This is a genomic window from Methylobacterium sp. XJLW, from assembly GCF_003254375.1.
GTDB classification, from domain to species: domain Bacteria; phylum Pseudomonadota; class Alphaproteobacteria; order Rhizobiales; family Beijerinckiaceae; genus Methylobacterium; species Methylobacterium fujisawaense.
This window is the reverse complement of sequence record NZ_CP016429.1, coordinates 1,839,212-1,859,691: the sequence shown is the minus strand read 5'-3', so window position 1 is coordinate 1,859,691 and position 20,480 is coordinate 1,839,212. Positions and strand designations below refer to the sequence as shown.

The following is a 20,480-nucleotide window of genomic DNA, read 5'->3' as shown; positions in this document are numbered from 1 at the left end:
CATGTCAGCACAGGTGCAATCGAGCGGAGGACGACGTGCAGAGGCCCGTCATAAACGTCGCATTCGGCATCGATCAGTCGTACATCCCACAACTTCGTGTGGTCATGCGCTCGATCGAGACACGAAACGAACGCAACCCGCTGCGGTTTTTCGTCTTCCATGACGGCATCGACGCGGCCAGCCGAGCCCAGGTTTCGACCCGGCGCGCCACGATCGAGTGGATTCAGATCTGCGATCCGGTCCTGCTCGGGTTCGACGCCCATCGCCCGAGCATGAGTCGGGCGACGTATTTCCGGTTGATGATCCCGCGATTTATGCCGCCTGACGTCAGTCGTGCGATCTATCTCGATTCCGATCTCATCCTTCAAAGCGACATCGCCGAACTCTGGGACTTCGACCTCGGCGCCCATGCGCTCGGAGCCGTGGTCGATGCCGGCCTCAACCCGCGCGACTTCGCCGCGCGGTACGGCCTGCCGGCCCAGGGCCGATACTTCAACGCGGGCGTGCTCCTGCTGGATGTCCAGAAACTCAGAGCGGACCAGAGCTTCGACCACACGATCGCGCTCCTTGCAAGCAACGTCTACGATTACGACGATCAGGATGCGTTGAACATCAGCTTCTGGAACCGCTGGACCAGCATTCCACCGGACTGGAACTTCCAGCGCAATTTCCTCTACGAGAAGTTCGCAACGTGGACCGCCCTGACCCGGAGCGCCCCGCGGCCGAAGATCATCCACTTCACCGACGCGACCAAACCCTGGCGCCGCGACGAATGGCATCCTCTGGCGTGGCTTTACCTGAAGGAGCTGCGCGGTGCCGAGTTCGGCCTGAGCCTCCTGCGCAATGCGGGCATCGGCTTCAAGACCCGGCTCAAATGGCGTCTGCGCTGGCTGCTGTGGAATTTCAGATGCTTCTGCAGATGGAACCTCGGCCTCCAATAGCGAAGCCGGCCTTCTCCTGAGTTTCTCGGAAGCGTGCCGGCGCCGAACGCGCCGACGCGGCCCCGGTCGAACCCCGACACGCCACGGCGCCCGACATGAAGCTGACCTACTTTGCCGGCGATCCGCCGAACTTCGGGGATGAACTCAACCCGCTGGTCTGGAGCGCGATGCTTCCGGACGGCTTTCTGGATGATCGCGAGGAGGCGCTGTTCCTCGGGATCGGCTCGATCATCCAAGACATCTACCCGAGATCGGCAAGAAAATACGTTATCGGGTCCGGCTACGGCGGCTATTCGGCGATGCCGGACGTGCATGACGGATCCTGGGACGTCCTGTTCGTCCGTGGCCCCGGGACCGCGCGGCGCCTCGGCCTCCCGGCGGAGCGGGCGATCTGCGATCCAGCCGTCCTGCTGCGCCTGCTGCCGCTGCCGGAGGCCGCGTCGGGCATCACGGTCGCCTTCATGCCGCATTACGAAAGCCTGGAGCGTGGCTTCTGGCAGGTGGCCTGCCGGATGGCGGGCGTCACGCTGATCGATCCCCGGGACGATGTCGGGCGGATCCTGTCCCAGATCAGGGGCGCCAGGCTCCTCATCACCGAGGCGATGCACGGCGCCATCGTCGCCGATGCCCTCCGCACGCCCTGGATCGCCGCCAAGCCGCTCCATCACTCGCATCGCATGAAGTGGCGGGACTGGTCCGAGTCCCTCGAGATCGACCTGCGCCCGCATGCCTTGCTGCCGAGCAACATCCGCGAGATGTATCACGCCGTTTGGCCCAACGCCGAAGTCTGGCGCGCGGCGCGTTCGAGCACGATGCCGACTCTCAAGCCCGTCAATCAGATGCTGACCTGGATCGCCGCGAAGCGTCTGCAGCAGCTGTCGCATGCGGAGCCGCAGATGAGCCGCGACACCCGGCTGGATGCGGCCGTCGACGGAGTCGCCTCTGCCATAGATCGGTTCGTTCGGTCCCGCGGCGGTTCGGGCCTGCGCGCGACCGGGCGGGCACCGGCTTCGGCCCGTTCCGCGTCGATGCGGTCGATGCGCTTGACGGCGTGAGGGCGGCCGCGGGGGCGATCCCGCCGATCCCCGTGACGGCCCGGCTGGCGTCCGATCAGATCGGCCGATGCATCGAGGCCATCTGAACCAGCGCCCTTCGGCAATCCCGGCGCGCGACCAGATGATAGGTCGCGCGGACCGGGAAGACCCTCAGCGCTCCGACGATGGCCCTGAAGGCCCGGCGCTTCTGGCCGCGCGAGGCTGCGGCGATCATGATCGTGACGAAATACCAGTAAAAGTGCTGCAGCGTGCCTTGATACGCCCTGAGGAACGCGAGGGGCGAGGGCCAGATACGCCATTCCGGCACACTATGCCTGAAGAAGACCAGCCGGTCGTAGGCAAGACGGTCGTACTGAATCGCGTCGTAGGTGCCGTGGGCGCGGCCGCGGAAGAGCATGCAGGGTGTCTCGACATAGCCCAGGGTCCGCCGGCGGGCGATACGGAGCTGCCAATCCAGGTCTTCTCCACCGATGAGCGTCTCGTCGAACAGACCCACCAAATCGCGGACGCGTCTGCGGACCACGAGCGTGCCCAGTTGAGGAAAGTAGCCGCTCAGCATGGTCCGAAGAAGTGCGTCGCCGACGCCCGGATGCCGTTCCGGCCAAGGGGCTGAGGGATTCTTCAGGTCCGGGTCCGTGCCGACGGCCTGCCCCAGAACGCCGTCCAAGGCGGGATCCGCATCGAGGACCGCAATCTGCGCACGCACATTCCCCGGAAGCCACGCGTCGTCATCGTCGAGGAAAGCGATGAAGTCGCCGGTCGCCAAACGCAGGCCCGCATTCCGTGCCGCGCTCGGCCCGCGGCGCTCCACCGCCACGTAGGTGGCCCCGAACGCCTCGGCGATCGCCCGGTTCTCGCACGCGCCCCCATTGTCCGCGACGAGGATTTCAAACGCGAGATCGCGATCTTCGAGGCGCCGGATGCTTGCGAGCGCACCGCGCAGAAGATGGGGCCGCCGGAATGTCGGCACGATGACCGAAACCAGCCTCGGACCGTCTTGCATCGGGGCGCCTCCCAGGCCGATGGATCTGCTGCGACATGACAGGGCAGTACGGCCTCGGACTGTCGGAACACCCCGAGACGCCGGAGATCAGACCCATTCTTCCCACGCATCGAAGGCGCCGCGCAGCAGGGCCTGGAAGATCAGATCATGGTCGAAGCAGGTGACGAAGGTCCGCCCCACGGTGCCCTCAGGTTTGGTCTCCTCCGCCTGCGCATAGAGGGTCCGGTAGCCGGCCTCGCGGGCCGCCTGTTGGGCGAAGGGCGTCCAGTTCATCGATTGACCGAGCGGGATCGCGAAGCTCGCCGGAGCGACGCCCAGGCGCCGCGCGATGATGGCCCGGGAGACGACGAGTTCCTCGACGGTCCGATCCGTGTCGAGGCGCCCGAAATCCGGGTGCGTCACCGAGTGGCTGCCGATCTCGACCCCGGCCGCGGCGAGCGCTTCGATGGCGCGCCAGTCCAGGATGCCGCGCGGCCCGGTCTCGGGCCGGTCCAGCCAGCCTGCCACGATGAACAGGGTCCACGGGATCCCGTAATCACGCAGGATCGGGGCCGCCGCGCTCAGCACGCTGTGCCAGCCATCGTCGAAGGTGATGGCGAGGTCGCGGGCGCCGCCGCGTCCCTCGGCGATGGCGGCCGCCGGCACGAAGCGGTAGCCCAGACGGAGCGCCCGCTCGATCTGATGCCGGAAGCGCCCGGGGGCGACGTCGTTGACGCCGCATTCCGGCTGGCCCACCGAGTGGTAGCAGAGGATGCGCCCGGCCGGCAGGGCCCGACGCCGGCGGGCGAGGGCGAGCGTCGTGCGCTCGCAGGCCATCCGGGCGGCGGCGACGCGCGGGCGGGTCAGGCCGACCGTCCGGGCGAGGCTCTTGACCGGTGCGGGGATCATCGCAGGGCGGCGCGCAGGCCGTCGACGACCTGATCCTGCGCCGCCTCCGTCATCGCCGCGTAGAGCGGCAGCAGGATCGCGTGGTCGCGGGCCCGCTCGGATTCCGGCAGCGCGAACCGCCGTGGCGCCTCGGCGTAGGGCGGCTCCAGATGCGCGCACATGATGCCCCGGCGGGTGGCGATGCCCCGGTCGAGCATCGCCTGCATGACCGCCTGCTGGTCCGCATCGTCCGGGAGGCGGACGCAGTAGCTCTGCCAGTTGCTGCGCAGCCCCATCGGCTCGGGCGGCGGCGTCACCCCGGGGAGGTCGGCCAGCCGCACGCGGTAGCCGTCGGCGAGGCCGCGGCGCCGGGCGATCAGGTCGGGCAGCCGCTTCAGCTGCTCCCGGCCGATGGCCGCCTGCACGTCGGTCATCCGGTAGTTGAAGCCCGCGATGGCGTATTCCTCGACCACCACCCGGGCGCTGCCGTGGCGGGCGATGTCGGAGACGCTCATCCCGTGCTGGCGCAGCAGCCGGAAGGTCTGGTCCCACGCGGCGTTGGCGGTGGTGATCATGCCGCCGTCGCCGGTGGTCAGCACCTTGCGCGGGTGGAACGAGAAGCAGGCGATGTCCCCCGCCGGGCTGCCGATCGGCCGCCAGACGTCGCCCTGGAGCCGCTCGGAGCCGATGGCGCAGGCCGCGTCCTCGATCACCGGGATGCCGGACCGGCGCCCGATCGCCACGATCGCCTCCAGGTCGCAGGGCATGCCCATCTGGTGGACGCAGACGATGGCCTTCGTCTTCCCGGTGATCGCCGCCGCGGCGGCGTCCGGGGCCATGTTGTAGGTCGCCGGGTCGATGTCGACGAAGATCGGCGTCGCCCCGCACTGGGCGATGGCGTTGGCGGTGGCGATGAAGCTGTGGCTCACCGTCACCACCTCGTCGCCGGGGCCGACCCCGACGGCGAGGAGGGCGAGATGCAGCGCGGTCGTGCAGTTCGAGACCGCGCAGGCATGGGGCGCGCCGACGATCGCGGCGAACTCCGTCTCGAAGGCCGCGACCTGCGGCCCCTGGGTCAGCCATCCGGAGCGGACGACGGCGGCGGCGGCCTCGGCCTCGGGGTCGCCGACTTCGGGCTTGGCGATCGGGATCATGCCAGCGCCCGCCGCAGGTGTTCCGAGCGGGACTCGTCCTGCCACCAGGCGACGAGGTCGGCGAGGCCCTCGGCCGCCCCGATCTTCGCCTCGAAGCCGATCAGCGCCTTGGCGAGGCTCGTGTCGCAGAGGCGCCGGGGCACCGGGTTCACGGCCCGCTCGGCCTCGTGGATCAGCGGCGTGCCGTCCCGGCCCATGATCCGGGTGAGGTGGCCGGCGAGGTCGACCAGCGAGGTCTCGACGCCGGTGCCGACGTTGAGCACCACGTCGGTGGCCGGCGAGATCGCCGACAGGATGTTGGCCCGGGCGATGTCGCGGACATGGACGAGGTCCATGGTCTGCAGGCCGTCGCCGAAGACGATCGGCGACTGGCCCTCGGCCAGGCGCTGCATCCAGCGGACCATGACCTCGGTGTAGCGGCCGGTCAGGTCCATCCGCGGGCCGTAGGCGTTGAAGTACCGGAGCGCGACGTAGTCCAGCCCGTACATGTCGTTGAACGAGCGCAGCAGACCTTCGCCGAAGGACTTGGCGGCGCCGTACAGGGTCCGGTTGTCGTAGGGGTGGTGCTTCTCGGTCGTCGGGAAGACCTCCGCCATCCCGTAGACCGAAGCCGAGGAGGCCATCACCACCTTGGCGACGCCGGCCTCGACGCAGCTCTCAAGCAGGTTGAAGGTCGCGGCGGCCATCACCTCGAAGGCGTGGCGCGGCTCCGCGGCGCATTGCGTGATCCGCAGGGCCGCCTGGTGGAACACCACGTCGGTGCCCTTGACCAGCGTGTCCATCAGGGCGCGGTCGCGGATGTCGCCCTGGACAAGGCGGACGCGGCCGGAGCCGAGGGCGTCCCCGAGATTCTCGGGGCGGCCGCGGATCATGTTGTCGATGGCCACGATCTCCTCGCAGCCGGCGTCGACCAGAAGGTCGATGATGTGCGAGCCGATGAAGCCCGATCCGCCGGTGACCAGGATCCGGGTCCCGCGCAGGTCGCCGCTGAACCGGCTTCCCTTGGTGACCTCACGCAGCTTGGGCATCGGCGACCTCGCAGTAGCTCGCGACGGCCCGGCAGACGGTGTCGATCTGCGCGGACGTCATCTCGGGGAACATCGGGAGGGACAGGGTCCGGGCGGCCAGCCGCTCGGTGACCGGCAGGCGGCCGGCGCCGTCGTCGAGGTGGCTGTAGGCGGGCTGCCGGTGGACCGGGACGGGATAGTGGATGCCGGTGGCGATGCCGGCCGCGTTGAGGTACTGGCGCAGCCCCTCGCGATCCGCCGTCGACACGGCGTAGACGTGGAACACGTGGTCGAGCCCGGCGGGCGCCGGCAGCTCCAGGCCGAGGCCCGCGAGCCGGGCACCGTACTCCGCCGCCACCGCCTGGCGGGCGCGGGTCCAGCCCTCCAGGTGCGGGAGCTTGACCCCCAGCACCGCGCCCTGGACGCCGTCCATGCGCAGGTTGAAGCCGTGGCGGACGTGGTTGTACTTGCCCTGCTGGCCCCAGTCGCGCAGGCAGCGGGCCGCCGCAGCGAGGTCGTCCCGGTCCGTGACGATGGCGCCGCCCTCGCCGTAGGCCCCGAGATTCTTGCCGGGATAGAAGCTGAAGCAGCCGATATCCCCGATCGTGCCGGCCTTGCGGCCGCCGCGCTCGGCGAGATGCGCCTGGGCGGCGTCCTCGACGAGGGCGAGCCCGTGGCGGCGGGCGATGGCGCCGAGCGCGTCGAGATCGGCCATCCGGCCGTGGAGATGCACCGGCAGGATCGCCTTGGTGCGGGGCGTGATCGCCGCCTCGACCAGGGCCGGGTCCATGGTCCAGGTGACCGGGTCGATGTCGACGAGGACCGGGGTGGCCCCGGCATACAGGACCGCCGCGACCGTCGCCACGAAGGTCGACGAGACCGTGATCACCTCGTCGCCCGGGCCGATGTCGAGGGCGAGGAGGGCGAGGTGCAGGGCCGCGGTGCCGCTGCTGACAGCGACCGCGTGGCGGGCGCCGCAGGCCTCGGCGAAGGCCGTCTCGAAGGCGCTGACCGCCGGGCCGAGGACGAAGTCGCCGCTGCGCAGAACGTTGAGGATTGCGGTCTCGACGTCGCCGCCGATCGCCGCGTACTGCGCCTTGAGGTCGAGGAAGGGGATCACGAGGCCCTCGCAAGTGGCATGAGGTCGATGGGGGCGCCGTTCTGGCGCAGGGAGCGCATGGCGGCTTCGAGCATCTCGACGACGCGCAGGCCGCTGTGGCCGTCGGTCATGGGCGCGGTGCCGTTCTCGATGGAATCGGCGAAGTGCTCGATCTCGACGATCAGCGCCTCGCGGAAGGACAGGTGCGGCGACCACATGTCGCCGGTCCGGTAGGAGACCATCAGCTCGGTGATGTCGTCCGAGCCGCCGCCGACCGTGACGCCGCGGTCGTAGACCTTGACCTTCTCGATCGGGTCGAGGTCGTTGTAGACGATCATCTTCTTGCTGCCGCCGATCAGCGTCTGCCGCACCTTCACGGGCGCGAGCCAGTTGACGTTGATCTGCGCGACGACGCCGCGCGGGTAGAAGACGGTCAGGTGGGCCATGTTCTCGGGACGGCCGCTGAAATGGCCGGTGCCGCTCGCCGAGATCGCCACCGGGGCGAGGTCCAGGATGTGGTCGAGGATCGCGAGGTCGTGGACCGCCAGGTCCCAGATCACGTTCACGTCGCGCTGGAACAGGCCGAGGTTCACCCGGGTCGAGTCGTAGTAGAACACGTCGCCGATGGCGTCGGTCGTGACGAGCTCGTGGATCTTCTCGACCGCGCCCGTGTAGACGAAGGTGTGATCGACCATCAGCCTCAGGTTGCGCTTGGCCGCCTCCTCGATCAGCAGCCGGGCCTCGAAGGCCGAGGGCGTGATCGGCTTCTCGATGAAGACGTGCTTGCCGGCCCGGAGCGCGTTGATGGCGATCTCGAAATGCGAGCTCACCGGCGTCGCCACCATGACGGCGTCGATCGCGGGATCGGCCACGAGGTCGCGCCAGTCCTGATGGAGCTGGACGGCGGGGTAGCGCTTGCCGGCCCGGGCGAGCGCGGCGGGCGACTGGTCGGCGATGGCCACCAGCTGGCAGCGCTCGCTCTCCGACGTGCACCGGGCGAGGTTCGGCCCCCAGTAGCCGTATCCGACGATACCGATCGAGATCATGAGTGCATTCCCCTCAAGCAATCTGCAGAGGCTCGGCCGGCTCGGGCCGCGGCGACTGGACGGAACGGGCGCGCGCGGCGCTTTCGGCGCGCTTGGTGCGCGTGTCCCCGACGACCCGCGCGGGGCATCCGGCGACGATGGCGAAGGCCGGTACATCCCGGGTGACGACGGCACCGGCGCCGACCAGGGCGCCCTCGCCGATGGTGATCCCCGCCACGATGGTGGCGTTGGAGCCGATGGAGGCGCGGGCCTCGACCACGGTCTCGACGAGCTCCCACTCGCCGTCCCGCTTCAGGCTCCCGTCCGCGTTGGTGGCTTCCGGATAGAGCTCGTTGGTGAAGACCACGCCGTGGCCGATGAACACTTCGGCCCCGATCGAGACGCCCGCGCAGATGAAGCTGTGCGAGGAGATCTTGCAGCGCGGGCCGATATGGCTGCCGCGCTGGATCTCCACGAACGGGCCGATGCGCGAGCCGTCTTCGATTCGACATCCATAAATATTGACCAGATCTGGGTACAATATGCCCACATCAGAACCAATATTGACATCATTAATCGGCATACCGGTCGCTCCACCCGCCGAATTTCCGTGCGGTAAAGCTGCACAGAGCTGCAGGTGGCCGGGAACCCAGGCTTTCGATGGCGTTCGTCCGTCGAAAGGCGAATAGCGTCTGCCCGATGCTGCCGGCCGTCGCGATCCGGCGGCGCTCCGGTCGCCGCGCCTACGCCGAAAGGCGGGGATCCTGCCCCGACGGGACGGCGCCGGCCCACCTTTTGGAGGAGTCCCGGCGGACTTTGCCGTTACGCATCATGCCGCCTCAGCCACCCATAAGCCCGTGAGGCCGACGCGCGGTTCGCCGCTCGATGGCCACGCCCGGACATGGCAGCGCATTCGAGGGGACGAGGCGTGTCGAGGATTCTGGCGAAGACTGAGCCTATGCCTGCCGGATATCGGTCCGCCGTCACCCGGCGCGCCTCCCGAGCCGGCATCATGGCCTGCCTGCTCGCCCTGTTCACGGTCCCCGCGGCGGCGGAGTACCGGATCGCCCCCGGGGACACGATCGAGGTGTCGGCCCTGAGCCTCCCGAACTTCAAGCAGGAATCCACGGTCTCGACCGATGGCGCCCTCATGGTCCCGCTGCTCGGGGACGTGCCGGCCGCCGGCCTGACCCTCGCGGAGCTGCGCCGGAACCTGCAGAAGACCCTGGCCGCCAAGGCGGTGCGGCAGCGCGGGCCGGACGGCAGGGAAACGATCGCCGTGATCGAGCCGGACGAGATCGGCGTGCGGGTCGCGAAGTACCAGCCGATCTACCTGAGCGGCGACGTGACCAAGCAGGGCGAGCACCCGTTCCATCCGGGCATGACCGTCCGGCAGGCGGTCGCCCTCGCGGGCGGCTACAATCTCCTGCGGTTCCGGATGGAGAACCCGATCATCGAATCCGCGAACCTGCGCGCCGACTACGACGCGACCTGGGCGAGCATCGCGCGGGAGAATGCGACGATCTGGCGCCTGAAGGCGATCATCGCCGCGCCGCGGGACAGGAGCGCCCCGGCCGCGGACCCGCAGGCCGCCTCGGGCGGCCGCCCGACACCGGCGCAGAAGCTCGCCGAGCAGCAGCTCCGGATCCAGCTGACCGACATCGCGAAGGAGAAGGAGCATCTGCAGCGCTCCCTCGCCCGGGCCCAGACGCAGTACGCCAATCTCAGCGAGCAGCAGGTCAAGGAGAAGGAGGGCGTCAACGCCGATGCCGAGGAGTACGACACGGTGCGTGCCCTGTTCCAGCGCGGCGCGGTGGTCACCACGCGGCTGACCGACGCCCGGCGGGCGGTGCTGCTCTCCTCGACCCGCGCCCTGCAGACGACGGTCCAGCTCACCCAGCTCGACCGTGACAAGAGCGACGTCGCCCGCAAGCTCGAGCGGGTCGAGGACCTGCAGGCCATGGACGCCCTGGAGAAGCTCCAGGCCGCGGAGAGCAACCTGTCGGCACTTCGCTCGAAGCTGAACAGCATCAACGACAAGCTCGTCTACACCGGCGCCCTGCGGGCCCAGCTCCTATCCGGAAGCCGGGCGCAGGCCGCGATCTCGGTCTTCCGCCAGGGCAGCACGTCCCGGACCCAGCTCGACGCCGCCGAGGACATGGAGCTTCAGCCGGGCGACGTCCTGGAGGTCGCGCTCAAGCCGGATCCCACCCTGCGGGGCATCGGTGACGGAGCCGGCCAGAACTGACGCCCCCCGGTTCGGCACCCCATGGGCCGAGCCGACACCCCCTTTGACAGAGAGCGCTCCGAGGCGGTGTCCGCCGCGGTGAGGAGAGAGCCATGAACCGACACTCGACCAGCGCGTCCTTCCTGCCGATCGGTGCGGCCCGCGCCGGTGGGACGGGCCCCTGGCGCAGCCTGCCGTTCTCGTCCGAGACGGAGGCGCAGGTCTCCATCCTGACGATTGCCCGGCAGAACTGGCGGTCGATCCTGGTCTTCGCCACCATCGGCCTGGTCTGCGCCGGATTCTACGTCGCGACCGCGCCCGCGATCTTCACGGCCCGGACGCGCATCTACATCGAGAGCCGCACCAGCCCGGTGACGGCCCGCGACACGCCCAATGCCGGGGCCCCGCTCGAGATCGCCGAGGTGGAGAGCCAGGTCGAGTACATACGCTCGGAGAAGATCGCGCTGGCCGCCGTGCGCCGGCTCGGCCTCCCCCCCCTGCAGGACCTCGCGGTGCCCTCGCACCCGCTGGTGGCGAAGATCCGTGAGGTCGTGAAGGCCCTCAAGGCGCTCCCCCATCGATTGATCGGCACCGAACCGCCGGTCCGGGAGACTGCCCCCGTGAGCCCGGAACTGAGCCAGGCACGGACCCTCCGGGAGAACGTGGAGGCCAACCGCATCGGCGCGGCCTACGTCATCGAGGTCGGGTACAGCGCCGACAACCCGACCACCGCCGCCGCCGTCGCGAACGCGGTGGCCGAGGCCTATGTCAGCACCGAGCTGGAAAACCGGGCCCAGATCTGGAAGGTCGCCGGCGAGTGGATGCTGCCGCGGCTGAAGGAACTCCAGCAGCGCGCCAGCCAGGCCTCGCGCGAGGCCCAGACCTACAAGGCCGAGCACACCATCATCGACCTGGGCAAGCGCGGCCTCGTGGGCGAGCAGCAGGTGGAAGAGCTCAACACCGCCGTGGCCGCGGCCCGCGCCAAGACCATGGATGCCCGGGCGGTGCGCGACCAGATCCGCGGGCTCCTCGATTCGGACATCGCCGATCCCGGGATCACCGAGGCCTTCAAGGATAGCGTGATCATCCAGCTGCGCCGGCAATATGTCGACCTCGTGCAGCGCGCCGACGACCTGAAGCGCCGGCTCGGCCCCGACCACGAGGCGGTCCAGGCGATCCAGCGGGACATTCAGGCGGCCAAGCAGTCGCTGCGCACCGAACTCGAGCGCCTCGCCATGTCCCTGGACCACGATTACGAGGTCGCCAAGGCACGTGAGGACAGCATGACGGCGGCCTTCGACGCCCTGATCTCGAAGACGCTGATCATGAGCAATGCCCGGGTCAAGGCGAAAGAACTCGACCGCACCGCCGAGACCTACGACCAGATCTACACGAACCTGCTCCAGCGCTACATCGACGCCGTCAACCAGCAATCCTATCCGCAGCCCTCTGCCCACGTGATCACGCCGGCGACCGTGCCGGAGGCTCCGAGCGCGCCCCGCGGCAGCCTGATCCTGCTCCTCGGCCTCTTCGTCGGCACCGGGTTCGGGGTGAGCGGCGCCTTCGCGCGGCACTGGTTCGACCGGACGATCCGCTCGCCCCGGCAGCTCACCGGCCACGGCCTGACCTGCCTCGCCGCTCTCCCCGAGCTGCGGCGCGAGCCGGGCTTCCGGGCCGCCCTGGCGCTGGCTCAGGCCCATGCCAGCGAGGCGCAGCGCCCGGCCAATGTCGAAGCGTTCAAGGCGAGCGCGGTGCGGTTCATGCCCCAATCGGTCTTCGTCGAGCGCCTGCACAGCCTGAAGGCCCATGTGCTGGGCAGCGATCGCCGCGGTGCGGTCTTCGCGATCGGCGTCACCTCGGTGGGGTCCGGCGCGGGCAAGACCCTGTTCGCGAGCAATTTCGGCCAGCTCCTCGCCCGCGTCCGGTCGAGCGCCGGGCGGGTGCTGGTGATCGACGCGGACGTCAGGCGTGCGACGCTCTCGCAGATCAACCGGGCCACGGACCAGCGCGGCCTGCTCGATGTGCTCGCCGGCCGCTGCTGCGCCACGGAGGCGGTCCGGCCCCAGCCCGGGGAAGTCCGCCTGCTCGCCTGCGGGAACCGCCACCCGAACGACCCCCATTTCAGCGACCTGATGACCCCGGAGGGCGTCGCGTCGGTCGTCGGGGACGAACGCACCACCCTCGACCGCGTCGTCGTCGATCTGCCGCCGGTGGACGAATTGCCCACTCTCCAGCCGCTCCTCGACAGCCTCGACGGTCTGATCATCGTGGTGGAGGCGGGGCGGACGAGCATCGACGAGGTCGCCGCCGCCGTCCACGATCTCGAGTCGAGCGGCAGCACCGTCCTGGGCATCGTGCTCAACAAGACGAGCGACGGGACGGCGGTCCGGCGCGGCGGCCTCAGGAGCGCGCTCCGGCGCTGGGCCACGGCCCCGCGGCGGCCCCACGACGCAACCCAGGCGGCTCTGTGATCGGCCCGCTCAGCCGGGGCATCGGCCGGACCTCGGCCTTCGGGCCGGGCGCGGCCACCGCGCCCCCGGCGGTCGCGAACCCGAAGACCGTGCCCGGCCGTCGGGTCGCCTTCTTCGGCCACGATCTGGCCGAGCCGACGGTCCGAAAGCGGGTCGATGCCATCCGGGAAGCCGGCTGGTCCGTAATCGTCTACGCCTTCGAGCGGGCCCGACCCGGCGGCGCAGCCACGCCCCGGGAGGCGGACGACGCCGTCCCGCTCGGCCGGACCGTCGACCGGAACTACGCAAGCCGGCTGCCGCGCCTCGCCCTCGGCATCCTCCGCGCCCTGCGCCGCGGGCCCGACCTGCGCGCGGCGGACGTGATCTACGTGCGCAACCTCGACATGGCCCTCGTGGCCTGGACCTCTTCACGCCTCGCCGGAAGCCGCGCGCGCCTCGTCTATGAGGTGCTCGATATCCAGCGGCTGATGGTCCGGCCGGACGCCCCGGGGCGGATCGCCCGCACGGTCGAGCGCTGGCTCCTCCGCCGCAGCGCCCTCCTCGTCGTGAGCGCACCGGACTTCATCGACCGGTACTTCCGGCCCGTCCAAGGCTTCACCGGCGCGTGGCATCTGCTGGAGAACAAGGTCATGGGCCATCGCCTCGGCGAGGTGGCGGACCGGCTCGATCGCACCCGCGCGGCTGAGCCGCCCTGGGTGATCGGCTGGTTCGGGACGCTGCGCTGCCGCAGGAGCCTGACGCTTCTCGCCGCCATTGCCGACGCCCTCGGCGACTCGGTGCGGATCGTCCTGGCCGGGCGTCTCTCCGAGGAGGACATAGCCCCGCGCGTGCTGGCCGAAACCCTGGACGGCCGTGCGAACATGGCGTTCCGCGGTCCTTACGCCAATCCCCGCGATCTCCCCGAGATCTACAGCGGCGTCCACTTCAGCTGGGCCGTCGATTACCTCGACGATGGACTGAATTCGGACTGGCTGCTGCCGAACCGGCTCTACGAGGGCGGCCTGTGCGGGGCGCTGACGCTCGCGCGCGCCTCGACCGCCACCGGGCGCTACGCGGTCGCCGAAGGGCTCGGCTGGGCCTTCCCCGAGCCGCTCGCGGATTCCGTGACGGCGTTCCTGCGGACGCTGACGCCCGCCGTCTACGCGCAGCGACACGCCCGCCTGCTCGCCTGCGACCTCGCCACGTTCGTCGATGTCGGCGGCATGCGCGATCTCCTGGTCCGGGTGGACTGAACAGGCCTCTTCAGAGCAGTCCGGGCATCGCAATTCCGGCGCGCAGGCGCGGGCTGATTCGCCCGCCGCGCCGGGCGGCACGCCCAGCCGCGCCGCGGATCCGGATGCCCTGCCATTCGGTACCCCAGCGTACCCATGAAATCAGTACTCGACTCAAAACAGCCCCAACAAACACCCACATATGTTGCATTTTAGCCTCATCATTTGACACCGGATCGCATTGGGGCGAATACTTGCAATCGAATACCTGAAGCGCATTCGGATCATCGAAATCGGTTCGAAAGCCAAGCCAAACGCCTTAGCAATAAGCGGAGGCAAGCAAATCAAAGTTTGATCATTCAGAAAATCGATGAACGATGGACTACATTCGCAAAGATCTTGAGACCGATCGCCGCCCGACGACAAACGACCTTGCGAATGCACATCTCGATCAGTTCAAGAACCGGCTATCAAACAAATCACCCTGTACGTACGTAGTGAGCGATGATTGTATTTAGAGAAGAAATTTAGGCAGTTAATTTCATACAGGGTATTTACAGGCGATTTTACGAAAGTTAGCATTGTATCCGTGGTCATCGGCCATCGCCCCAGACGACCGGAGCGACCGCGTATCTCAGTGTCACGCCGTCGGCGGGCTCATTGGGTACTCACGTCATCGCTGACAATGGACTTCCTTCGAAAGGAGGTAATTTCTCATGGCCAGTCTTGGTACTCGAGACGCGCTCATCATCGTTGAGCGGGACACGGCCGAGAGCCGCGGCGGCTTTTCGGGTGCACATGCCGGTGACAACCCGGCCGTCGTCGAGCAACGGGACCAGTCCCGGGGCCGCTCCAGCCGCATCGTGATCATCGATCGACGCCAACTCGTCGGCCGATGCCTCGCCGCCTCGCTCAGCGAGGCCGACCGGGAGACTTCGTTTGAAGTCTTCGCGGACATCGAATCGTGGAAGCGTCAGACGCCCTTCGTTCCGGCGAGCGTGGTCGTCCTCTGCCGGCCGGACGGCAATCTGTCCGAGACCGAGTGGGCCGAGATCACCCGGGAGCTGACCTTCCTGCAGGGCGAGGCCGGCACGCCGCCGGTGGCGGTCATCTCGGACGGCGAGCACCTCGAGCAGATCGTGCGGATCATCAAGCTCGGGGTCAAAGGCTACATTCCGACGACGACCTCCGTCGACATCGCCCTGCAGGCCCTCCAGCTCGTGCAGGCCGGCGGCGTCTACATCCCGGCCGAGTGCCTCCTGCCCCTGCTGGCCAACATCAAGGTGGACGAGCCGGTCGAGGCCGGCGACGATGAGATCTTCTCGCCGCGGCAGCTCTGCGTGGCGCGGGCGCTGCGGAAGGGCACGCCGAACAAGATCATTGCGTATGAACTGAACATGTGCGAGAGCACCGTGAAGGTTCATGTCCGGAATATCATGAAGAAGCTTAAGGCCAAGAACCGGACGGAAGTCGCCTATCTGACGAACAAGTACTTCCTCCGTGAGGATTCGAGCCTGGCGAGCGTGAAGGCCCCCGCGGCCTGATCGCCCCCGGCGGCCCCTCCCGCGGTCGCAGGGTGACCCCGGCGAGACCGCGATCCGGCGGCGCCAAGCGGGGCTTCACGGACTCCTCTCCGGTCGACGGCTTGATCGGCCCGGGAGGGGCCTCGTCAGCCTCGCCGCCGCTCGAGGCATCGGGCTCCTGAAGCGGACGGATCGCCCGCGCCGCCCCGGCGGGCGCGATCATCGGCGCAGATCCCGGCTCGCGCGGCGACGGGCCCCATCGCGGGCGAAGTCGAGATCGCTTCCCTGCCGGCCGCCCCGCTCCGTCGCGGGCAGTTCGCGCAGCGTGTCGCCCGCCCCGTCGGGCATGCGGGCGCAGGACCGCACCGGAACTGGCCGCTTCGGCCGCTGGCGGGCCGCCGCCCGTCCAGGCATCGCGCACCCGGCCGCCGACCGCCGCCACCCGCATTCAGGGCCATGCCCGCCTCGCGCTTGGCGGCGCCCCCGCAAGCGCGGCGCCGGTCGCGTCACCCCGCCCCAGCCTGGGAGCCTGGGAGGCGCCGGCACGTCCGCGCAGGGCTCGACATCCCCCGTCCTTCGGTCCGCGCCGTGCTGCCCCGACATCACCGTCCGGACATCGCGGGTGTCAGACGGCTACGCCCTTCGGCCTAGATCGAGCCATCCTTCGGCGATCCGGCGAAGATTGCGCACAGGCATCACCCGAATTGCCAAAGACGGCTGCTCTTTTCTGACCGCTTCATCTCAGGGCGCACGCGGCTAAGATGCGTGCATCGGGCTATAGCAGAGAACTCCCGAAAGAGTTCCGACCGAGGAGAATCCTGTTGGCGGCGCGTTTCTACTTCGAGATCGCAAATGCCGAGGAGACGATCCGCGACCTGGTCGGCGTCGAGGCCGCGGGCCTCGAGGAAGCCCTGATCGAGGCCCGCAGCGTGATCGCCGAGATGGCCGAGGAGATCACCGGAGGCGGCCGAGAACCGCTCTGGACCCTGCTCGTGCGCAACGAGGCCGGCTGGCTGGTCGGCCGGTTGCCCATCCGGAAGTGACGGCACTGGCCGCACCCGCCGCCTCCGAGGCGCGCCTGTTAAGATATCGTTAACGGATTGTCTTGAGGATCGGGCCAGCCCTCGCACCGTGGCAGCCATGGCCGGAATGCCCCACTCCTCGACCGACCCGCGCGCCGCCCTGCAGGCTGATGCCATGGCCGCCCAGATGGCGCTGGCCGCCGACGCCCTGCAGTTGCGCGGCGATATCGAGACGGCCGAATCGCTTCGCGCCATGGCGCGGCACAACCGGATCCTCGGACTCAAGCTGCGGGTCGAGCACGGTCTCGCGCCGCTCCCGAGCCGCGACCGCGCCCGGCGTCAGGACAGCGCGACCCGCTGACGGTTCCGCCCGGAGCGACGCGGCACGCCCGGTTCCGCTCCCCTCGAGACAGGGCGTCCCGGGCACAGGCCCCCACGCCCGCACCGGCGCCGATTGCTCGCCGCGCCTTAACGGCCGGCGCCTGCCCCGTCTTGCGACGGGCCCGACCCTGACCGATGCCCCCGGGGCGGCCGATCCGCCGATCGAGCCATGCGGCGGCCTTGCCTGTCGGCGCCAGCAGATGCGGGCTCTCCACGTGCGGTCGCCCGCCTCGCGCCCGATCCGGCCGAAGCGGCACGCCGTGTCCTGGGCAGTTCCCCGCGGGCCAGCTCTGCCGGAAAGCGGGTTCGGGACGGTCGCGGTCCGAACGGGATGCGTGAAAGGCGCCATCCCATTGAAAAAATTCGACATGGCTGGCGTCGAATTGAGAGTGTGATAGAGTAGCAGCTCAGCTTGCGACAGGAAATTCAGTCGTCGTGCCGGCGCCAGAAGCGGAAAATTCGGATATCAGCACAACCCTGGCGCTGGACATGGTCGGGCGCGCCTATTTGGCCCTCGCCCTGCTCTATGAGACGGCTCATCCTGGCGAGTTCGGCGATGTTCAGCAGAAGATCCGCACGTTCGTCGAAGATAATTTCCGCATCATTCAAGAAACAAGCCGCAACGGAAGCCTGACGACCGGGACAGTCGACGACGCCGTTCAACTTGTGAACAGCGTCCTCGTTGAGGTTGAAAACAAGATTGCCACGATGATCCGGCCGACGCGACCTATGCGCAGCTAGGTATCGTCTTGAGATAGGCTTGCGCTGAGCTTGTCCGTTCCGAGACTGTTGCAGTCGAGCCATGGGCCTCCGCTAAATCGCCGTGCGGCACGCCTTGTCGAAAAGTGCAATTGGCCTCAATATCGACAGATATAATTGAGCATGTTACCCGGAGGAAAGGGCAGCAATAGAATATCAATCACGATGATATGCAGCGATGATTGTGATCGAGGCGCGCGCAGTGCGGATGTCGCGCTCGAGGTCCTGATCCGGGCCTATCACGCTCTTGCGGTGGTCTACGAGCTGTCCAGCCCCGGTGCCTACGTGGCGCTCCATGGCAAGATGATGCCCTACCTGCTGGACAGCTTCCACCAGGGCACGAAGCGGGACGCCGTCGATCCGAATCTGGACGCGGCGTTCTCGACCGCCCTCGAACGGGTCCGCTGCGCGCTGGACGACGTCTGCTCCGACGTGGCGGCCGTCCGCACCCGCAAGGCGGAGCGCGACCGCTGATCCGCCAGGCAGGCTCGGCCGGAGCCTGGGATCAGCGCACGGGCTCGAGGCGGCGCTCGGGCCCGAGGAGCAGGCGCGGCCGGATCTCCCGGTCCGGCGCAGCCGCGGGCACCAGGCGCGCGAGCTTGGCCGCCAGAGTCACCGACAGGATGTGCCGCCACGCCATGGGCGTGCCGAGCAGTTCCCTCACGGCCGCCGCGTAGCCCTGGGCGCGTCGCCGGTCGAGAACGCGCCGGTGTTGCCAGCGCTTGGCCGTCGCGGTCCGGTGAGCCCGGAGCGCCGCCCGGGCATCCGGGGTGAGACCCGGCCGGTCCAGCATGGCGTCGTCGAAGGCCAGGATCGCCGCGAGATCGTCCGTCCGGTGCTGGGCGCTCAGCGAGTTCGCCCGTTCGACCGCCACATAGCCGCAGGGCGCCGTCACGGCGAACACCGCCCCGGCCGCCAGCGCCTCCACGTAGAGGGCGTAATCCTCCCCGAGGCGCAGGCGCACGTCGTAGCGCAGCCCCTGCCGCTCCAGGAATCCCCGCCGCATGACCGGCTTCAGGAAGCCGAGTTCGCGCCGGTACGCGCCGGGACGGGGGATGTTGCCGGCCACGAAGGTCGCGAGGGTGAGCCGCTGCGGCCGCCCGGGCCCGGTCACGAGGCCGGCGGCGGAGCCCGCCTCGCGGCCGCGGACCATGATGATGTCGTCGGCGATCAGGTCCCAGGTCCGGGGCGCGGACAGGAGCCGGCCGAGCCGGCCGTCGACGAAGTGGTCGTCGGCGTCGAGGATGCAGAGCAGCGGGGCGGTCGCGGCCGCGATGGCCCGGTTGCGGGCGGCCGCGGGTCCGACATTGACGGACAGCCGGATCAGCTTCAGGCGGCCCGAACCGTCGTCGGCCGCCGCGGCGGCCGCGCCGGTCCGGTCCGCGGAGGCATCGTCCACCACGATGACCTCCGCGACCTCCGGCTGCCGGAGCGCCGAGGCGATGGCGGTCGCGATCGTGTCCGCGGCGTCCCGGGCCGCGATGATGACGCAGACCTCCGGGACGGGGGACGGGGCCTGTAATCTGCGCACCGGACGACTCCGCGACTCACGGGCCGGTCCGCGCCGCGGCCGGTCCGCCGCACGGTAGGACGGCTCCGCCGCGGGGCGCGAGATCGTCCGAAAGGAGAGGGAGCGCCCCGGCCCGGATCGTCCGAATGATCACCGGTCCGCGGCGCCCCCGTCGCTACGATCCGCACCGCCGCGATCGGGCGGCGAAGATAAGGACGCGCGCATGACGATCTGGTCCGGCCCGGTCCGCCGCCTCTGCGTGGCGGCGACGCTCCTCCTGCAGGCCCATCCCGGCAGCGCCGGCGAGACCGCCGCTCCAGCGGCCGGTGCCCCGGCCGAACAGGGCGGCGGATCCTTCGTCGAGACCTTCAACACCTTGAGCGACCGCCGCTGGTACATCTCGGACGGCTGGGCCAACGGCGACTGGCAGGGCTGCATGTGGTCGAAGCAGCGCGTCCGGATCGCCAAGCCCGGCGAGCTGACGCTGGCCCTGGCGAACATCGCCTACAAGGAGCGCCCGTTCAGCTGCGCCGAGATCCAGACCCACGAGCGCTACGGCTACGGCACCTACGAGGTCCGGATGCGGCCCGGCGCCGGGTCCGGCATGGTCTCGGCGTTCTTCACCTACAACGGCCCCGAGAACGGCGACCGGCGCACGAACGACGAGATCGACTTCGAGTTCCTCGGCAAGGACACCGGCAAGGTCCAGCTCAACTACTTCGTCGGCGGCGTCGGCGGCCACGACAGCTTCGACCCGCTCGGATTCGACGCCGCGACCGCCACCGCCGACTACGCCCTCGAGTGGCTGCCCGACCGCCTGCGCTGGTACGTCAACGGACGCCTGCTGCGCGAGGTGCGCGCCGCGCCCGACCGGCCGCTCCCGTCGCATCCGGGCAAGATCATGCTCAGCGTCTGGTCGGGACAGGGCCAGGATTTCGCGTCCTGGCTTGGGCCGACGGTCTATCCGGGACGGCCGGTCACCGCGCTGTTCGAGCGGGTGGCGTTCACCCGGATGGGCGATCCGTGCGGCTTCAAGGAATCGATCGTCTGCCGGTAGCGGCCCCCGTCGGTCGGCCGCGCCCCGGACACCGGACGGGGCGGAATCTTAACGTCTCCGCATCAGGCTCAGCCCGCGAATGTGCCCGGAGCTGCGCGATGCATTGGTCGAGCCTCGTCATCGCCGCCTACGCCGCCGGATTCGTGGAGTTCTGGCGACTCTGCATCG

19 protein-coding genes are annotated in these 20,480 nt (G+C 69.2%); 11 read left to right on the top strand and 8 right to left on the bottom strand.

Annotated elements, in window-relative coordinates:
* Positions 1 to 35: 35 nt before the first annotated feature.
* Together A3862_RS08640 and A3862_RS08635 are read left to right on the top strand one after the other, a co-directional pair.
* The gene (locus tag A3862_RS08640; RefSeq protein ID WP_100794033.1) at positions 36 to 941 is read left to right on the top strand and encodes a glycosyltransferase family 8 protein; all 906 of its coding nucleotides are present in this window, start codon (positions 36 to 38) and stop codon (positions 939 to 941) included.
* A 95-nt stretch (positions 942 to 1,036) separates the two neighbouring features.
* Complete coding sequence (locus A3862_RS08635) at positions 1,037 to 1,996, top strand: polysaccharide pyruvyl transferase family protein (RefSeq protein ID WP_205782333.1); 960 nt, start codon at positions 1,037 to 1,039, stop codon at positions 1,994 to 1,996.
* Positions 1,997 to 2,051: 55 nt separating this feature from the next.
* Here A3862_RS08635 and A3862_RS08630 read toward each other — a convergent pair whose 3' ends face one another.
* The 7 genes from A3862_RS08630 to A3862_RS08600 all read right to left on the bottom strand — a co-directional run bounded on the left by A3862_RS08630 (position 2,052) and on the right by A3862_RS08600 (position 8,734).
* A complete protein-coding gene (locus tag A3862_RS08630) occupies positions 2,052 to 2,999 on the bottom strand; it encodes a glycosyltransferase family 2 protein (RefSeq protein WP_043379183.1) in 948 nt (315 codons plus the stop codon).
* A gap of 87 nt (positions 3,000 to 3,086) precedes the next feature.
* The gene (locus A3862_RS08625) at positions 3,087 to 3,887 is read right to left on the bottom strand and encodes a polysaccharide deacetylase family protein (protein WP_111473517.1); all 801 of its coding nucleotides are present in this window, start codon (positions 3,885 to 3,887) and stop codon (positions 3,087 to 3,089) included.
* On the bottom strand, positions 3,884 to 5,020 hold the full coding sequence (locus A3862_RS08620; protein WP_111473516.1) for a DegT/DnrJ/EryC1/StrS family aminotransferase: 1,137 nt from the start codon (positions 5,018 to 5,020) through the stop codon (positions 3,884 to 3,886). The genes A3862_RS08625 and A3862_RS08620 overlap by 4 nt, the downstream gene beginning before the upstream one ends.
* Positions 5,017 to 6,048 (bottom strand): NAD-dependent epimerase/dehydratase family protein, encoded by a 1,032-nt coding sequence (locus A3862_RS08615; RefSeq protein WP_111473515.1) that lies wholly within the window; start codon positions 6,046 to 6,048, stop codon positions 5,017 to 5,019. Before A3862_RS08615 ends, A3862_RS08620 begins: the two co-directional genes overlap by 4 nt.
* Positions 6,032 to 7,147, bottom strand: a complete 1,116-nt coding sequence (locus A3862_RS08610; protein WP_043379175.1) for a DegT/DnrJ/EryC1/StrS family aminotransferase — start codon at positions 7,145 to 7,147, stop codon at positions 6,032 to 6,034. The genes A3862_RS08615 and A3862_RS08610 overlap by 17 nt, the downstream gene beginning before the upstream one ends.
* Positions 7,144 to 8,172, bottom strand: coding sequence for a Gfo/Idh/MocA family protein (locus tag A3862_RS08605; protein ID WP_043379174.1), 1,029 nt, complete (start codon positions 8,170 to 8,172; stop codon positions 7,144 to 7,146). The genes A3862_RS08610 and A3862_RS08605 overlap by 4 nt, the downstream gene beginning before the upstream one ends.
* A 13-nt stretch (positions 8,173 to 8,185) precedes the next feature.
* Positions 8,186 to 8,734, bottom strand: a complete 549-nt coding sequence (locus tag A3862_RS08600; RefSeq protein ID WP_043355152.1) for an acyltransferase — start codon at positions 8,732 to 8,734, stop codon at positions 8,186 to 8,188.
* Between the two features lie 375 nt (positions 8,735 to 9,109).
* Between A3862_RS08600 and A3862_RS08595 the strand changes: the two genes are divergently transcribed.
* The 8 genes from A3862_RS08595 to A3862_RS08560 all read left to right on the top strand — a co-directional run bounded on the left by A3862_RS08595 (position 9,110) and on the right by A3862_RS08560 (position 18,219).
* Positions 9,110 to 10,399: a polysaccharide biosynthesis/export family protein gene (locus A3862_RS08595; protein WP_043379172.1), complete on the top strand. Its 1,290-nt coding sequence runs from the start codon at positions 9,110 to 9,112 to the stop codon at positions 10,397 to 10,399.
* Positions 10,400 to 10,491: 92 nt separating this feature from the next.
* Positions 10,492 to 12,849, top strand: coding sequence for a GumC family protein (locus A3862_RS08590; protein WP_043759829.1), 2,358 nt, complete (start codon positions 10,492 to 10,494; stop codon positions 12,847 to 12,849).
* Positions 12,846 to 14,081: a glucosyl transferase gene (locus A3862_RS08585; RefSeq protein WP_043759831.1), complete on the top strand. Its 1,236-nt coding sequence runs from the start codon at positions 12,846 to 12,848 to the stop codon at positions 14,079 to 14,081. Before A3862_RS08590 ends, A3862_RS08585 begins: the two co-directional genes overlap by 4 nt.
* 695 nt (positions 14,082 to 14,776) lie before the next feature.
* Positions 14,777 to 15,604, top strand: coding sequence for a LuxR C-terminal-related transcriptional regulator (locus A3862_RS08580; protein ID WP_043355160.1), 828 nt, complete (start codon positions 14,777 to 14,779; stop codon positions 15,602 to 15,604).
* A gap of 800 nt (positions 15,605 to 16,404) precedes the next feature.
* Positions 16,405 to 16,626, top strand: a complete 222-nt coding sequence (locus tag A3862_RS08575; RefSeq protein ID WP_043355162.1) for a DUF6894 family protein — start codon at positions 16,405 to 16,407, stop codon at positions 16,624 to 16,626.
* Positions 16,627 to 16,723: 97 nt separating this feature from the next.
* The gene (locus tag A3862_RS08570) at positions 16,724 to 16,966 is read left to right on the top strand and encodes a hypothetical protein (RefSeq protein WP_043759834.1); all 243 of its coding nucleotides are present in this window, start codon (positions 16,724 to 16,726) and stop codon (positions 16,964 to 16,966) included.
* A gap of 455 nt (positions 16,967 to 17,421) precedes the next feature.
* Positions 17,422 to 17,727, top strand: coding sequence for a hypothetical protein (locus A3862_RS08565; RefSeq protein ID WP_085987698.1), 306 nt, complete (start codon positions 17,422 to 17,424; stop codon positions 17,725 to 17,727).
* 183 nt (positions 17,728 to 17,910) lie between these two features.
* Positions 17,911 to 18,219: a hypothetical protein gene (locus tag A3862_RS08560; RefSeq protein WP_043355166.1), complete on the top strand. Its 309-nt coding sequence runs from the start codon at positions 17,911 to 17,913 to the stop codon at positions 18,217 to 18,219.
* Positions 18,220 to 18,250: 31 nt separating this feature from the next.
* Here the strand turns inward: A3862_RS08560 and A3862_RS08555 are convergent, their stop codons facing one another.
* Positions 18,251 to 19,276 (bottom strand): glycosyltransferase, encoded by a 1,026-nt coding sequence (locus A3862_RS08555; protein WP_043759836.1) that lies wholly within the window; start codon positions 19,274 to 19,276, stop codon positions 18,251 to 18,253.
* Positions 19,277 to 19,478: 202 nt separating this feature from the next.
* On the opposite strand from A3862_RS08555, the gene A3862_RS08550 reads away from it, so the two are divergent.
* Positions 19,479 to 20,312 (top strand): family 16 glycosylhydrolase, encoded by an 834-nt coding sequence (locus A3862_RS08550; protein WP_043759837.1) that lies wholly within the window; start codon positions 19,479 to 19,481, stop codon positions 20,310 to 20,312.
* Positions 20,313 to 20,480: the final 168 nt, after the last annotated feature.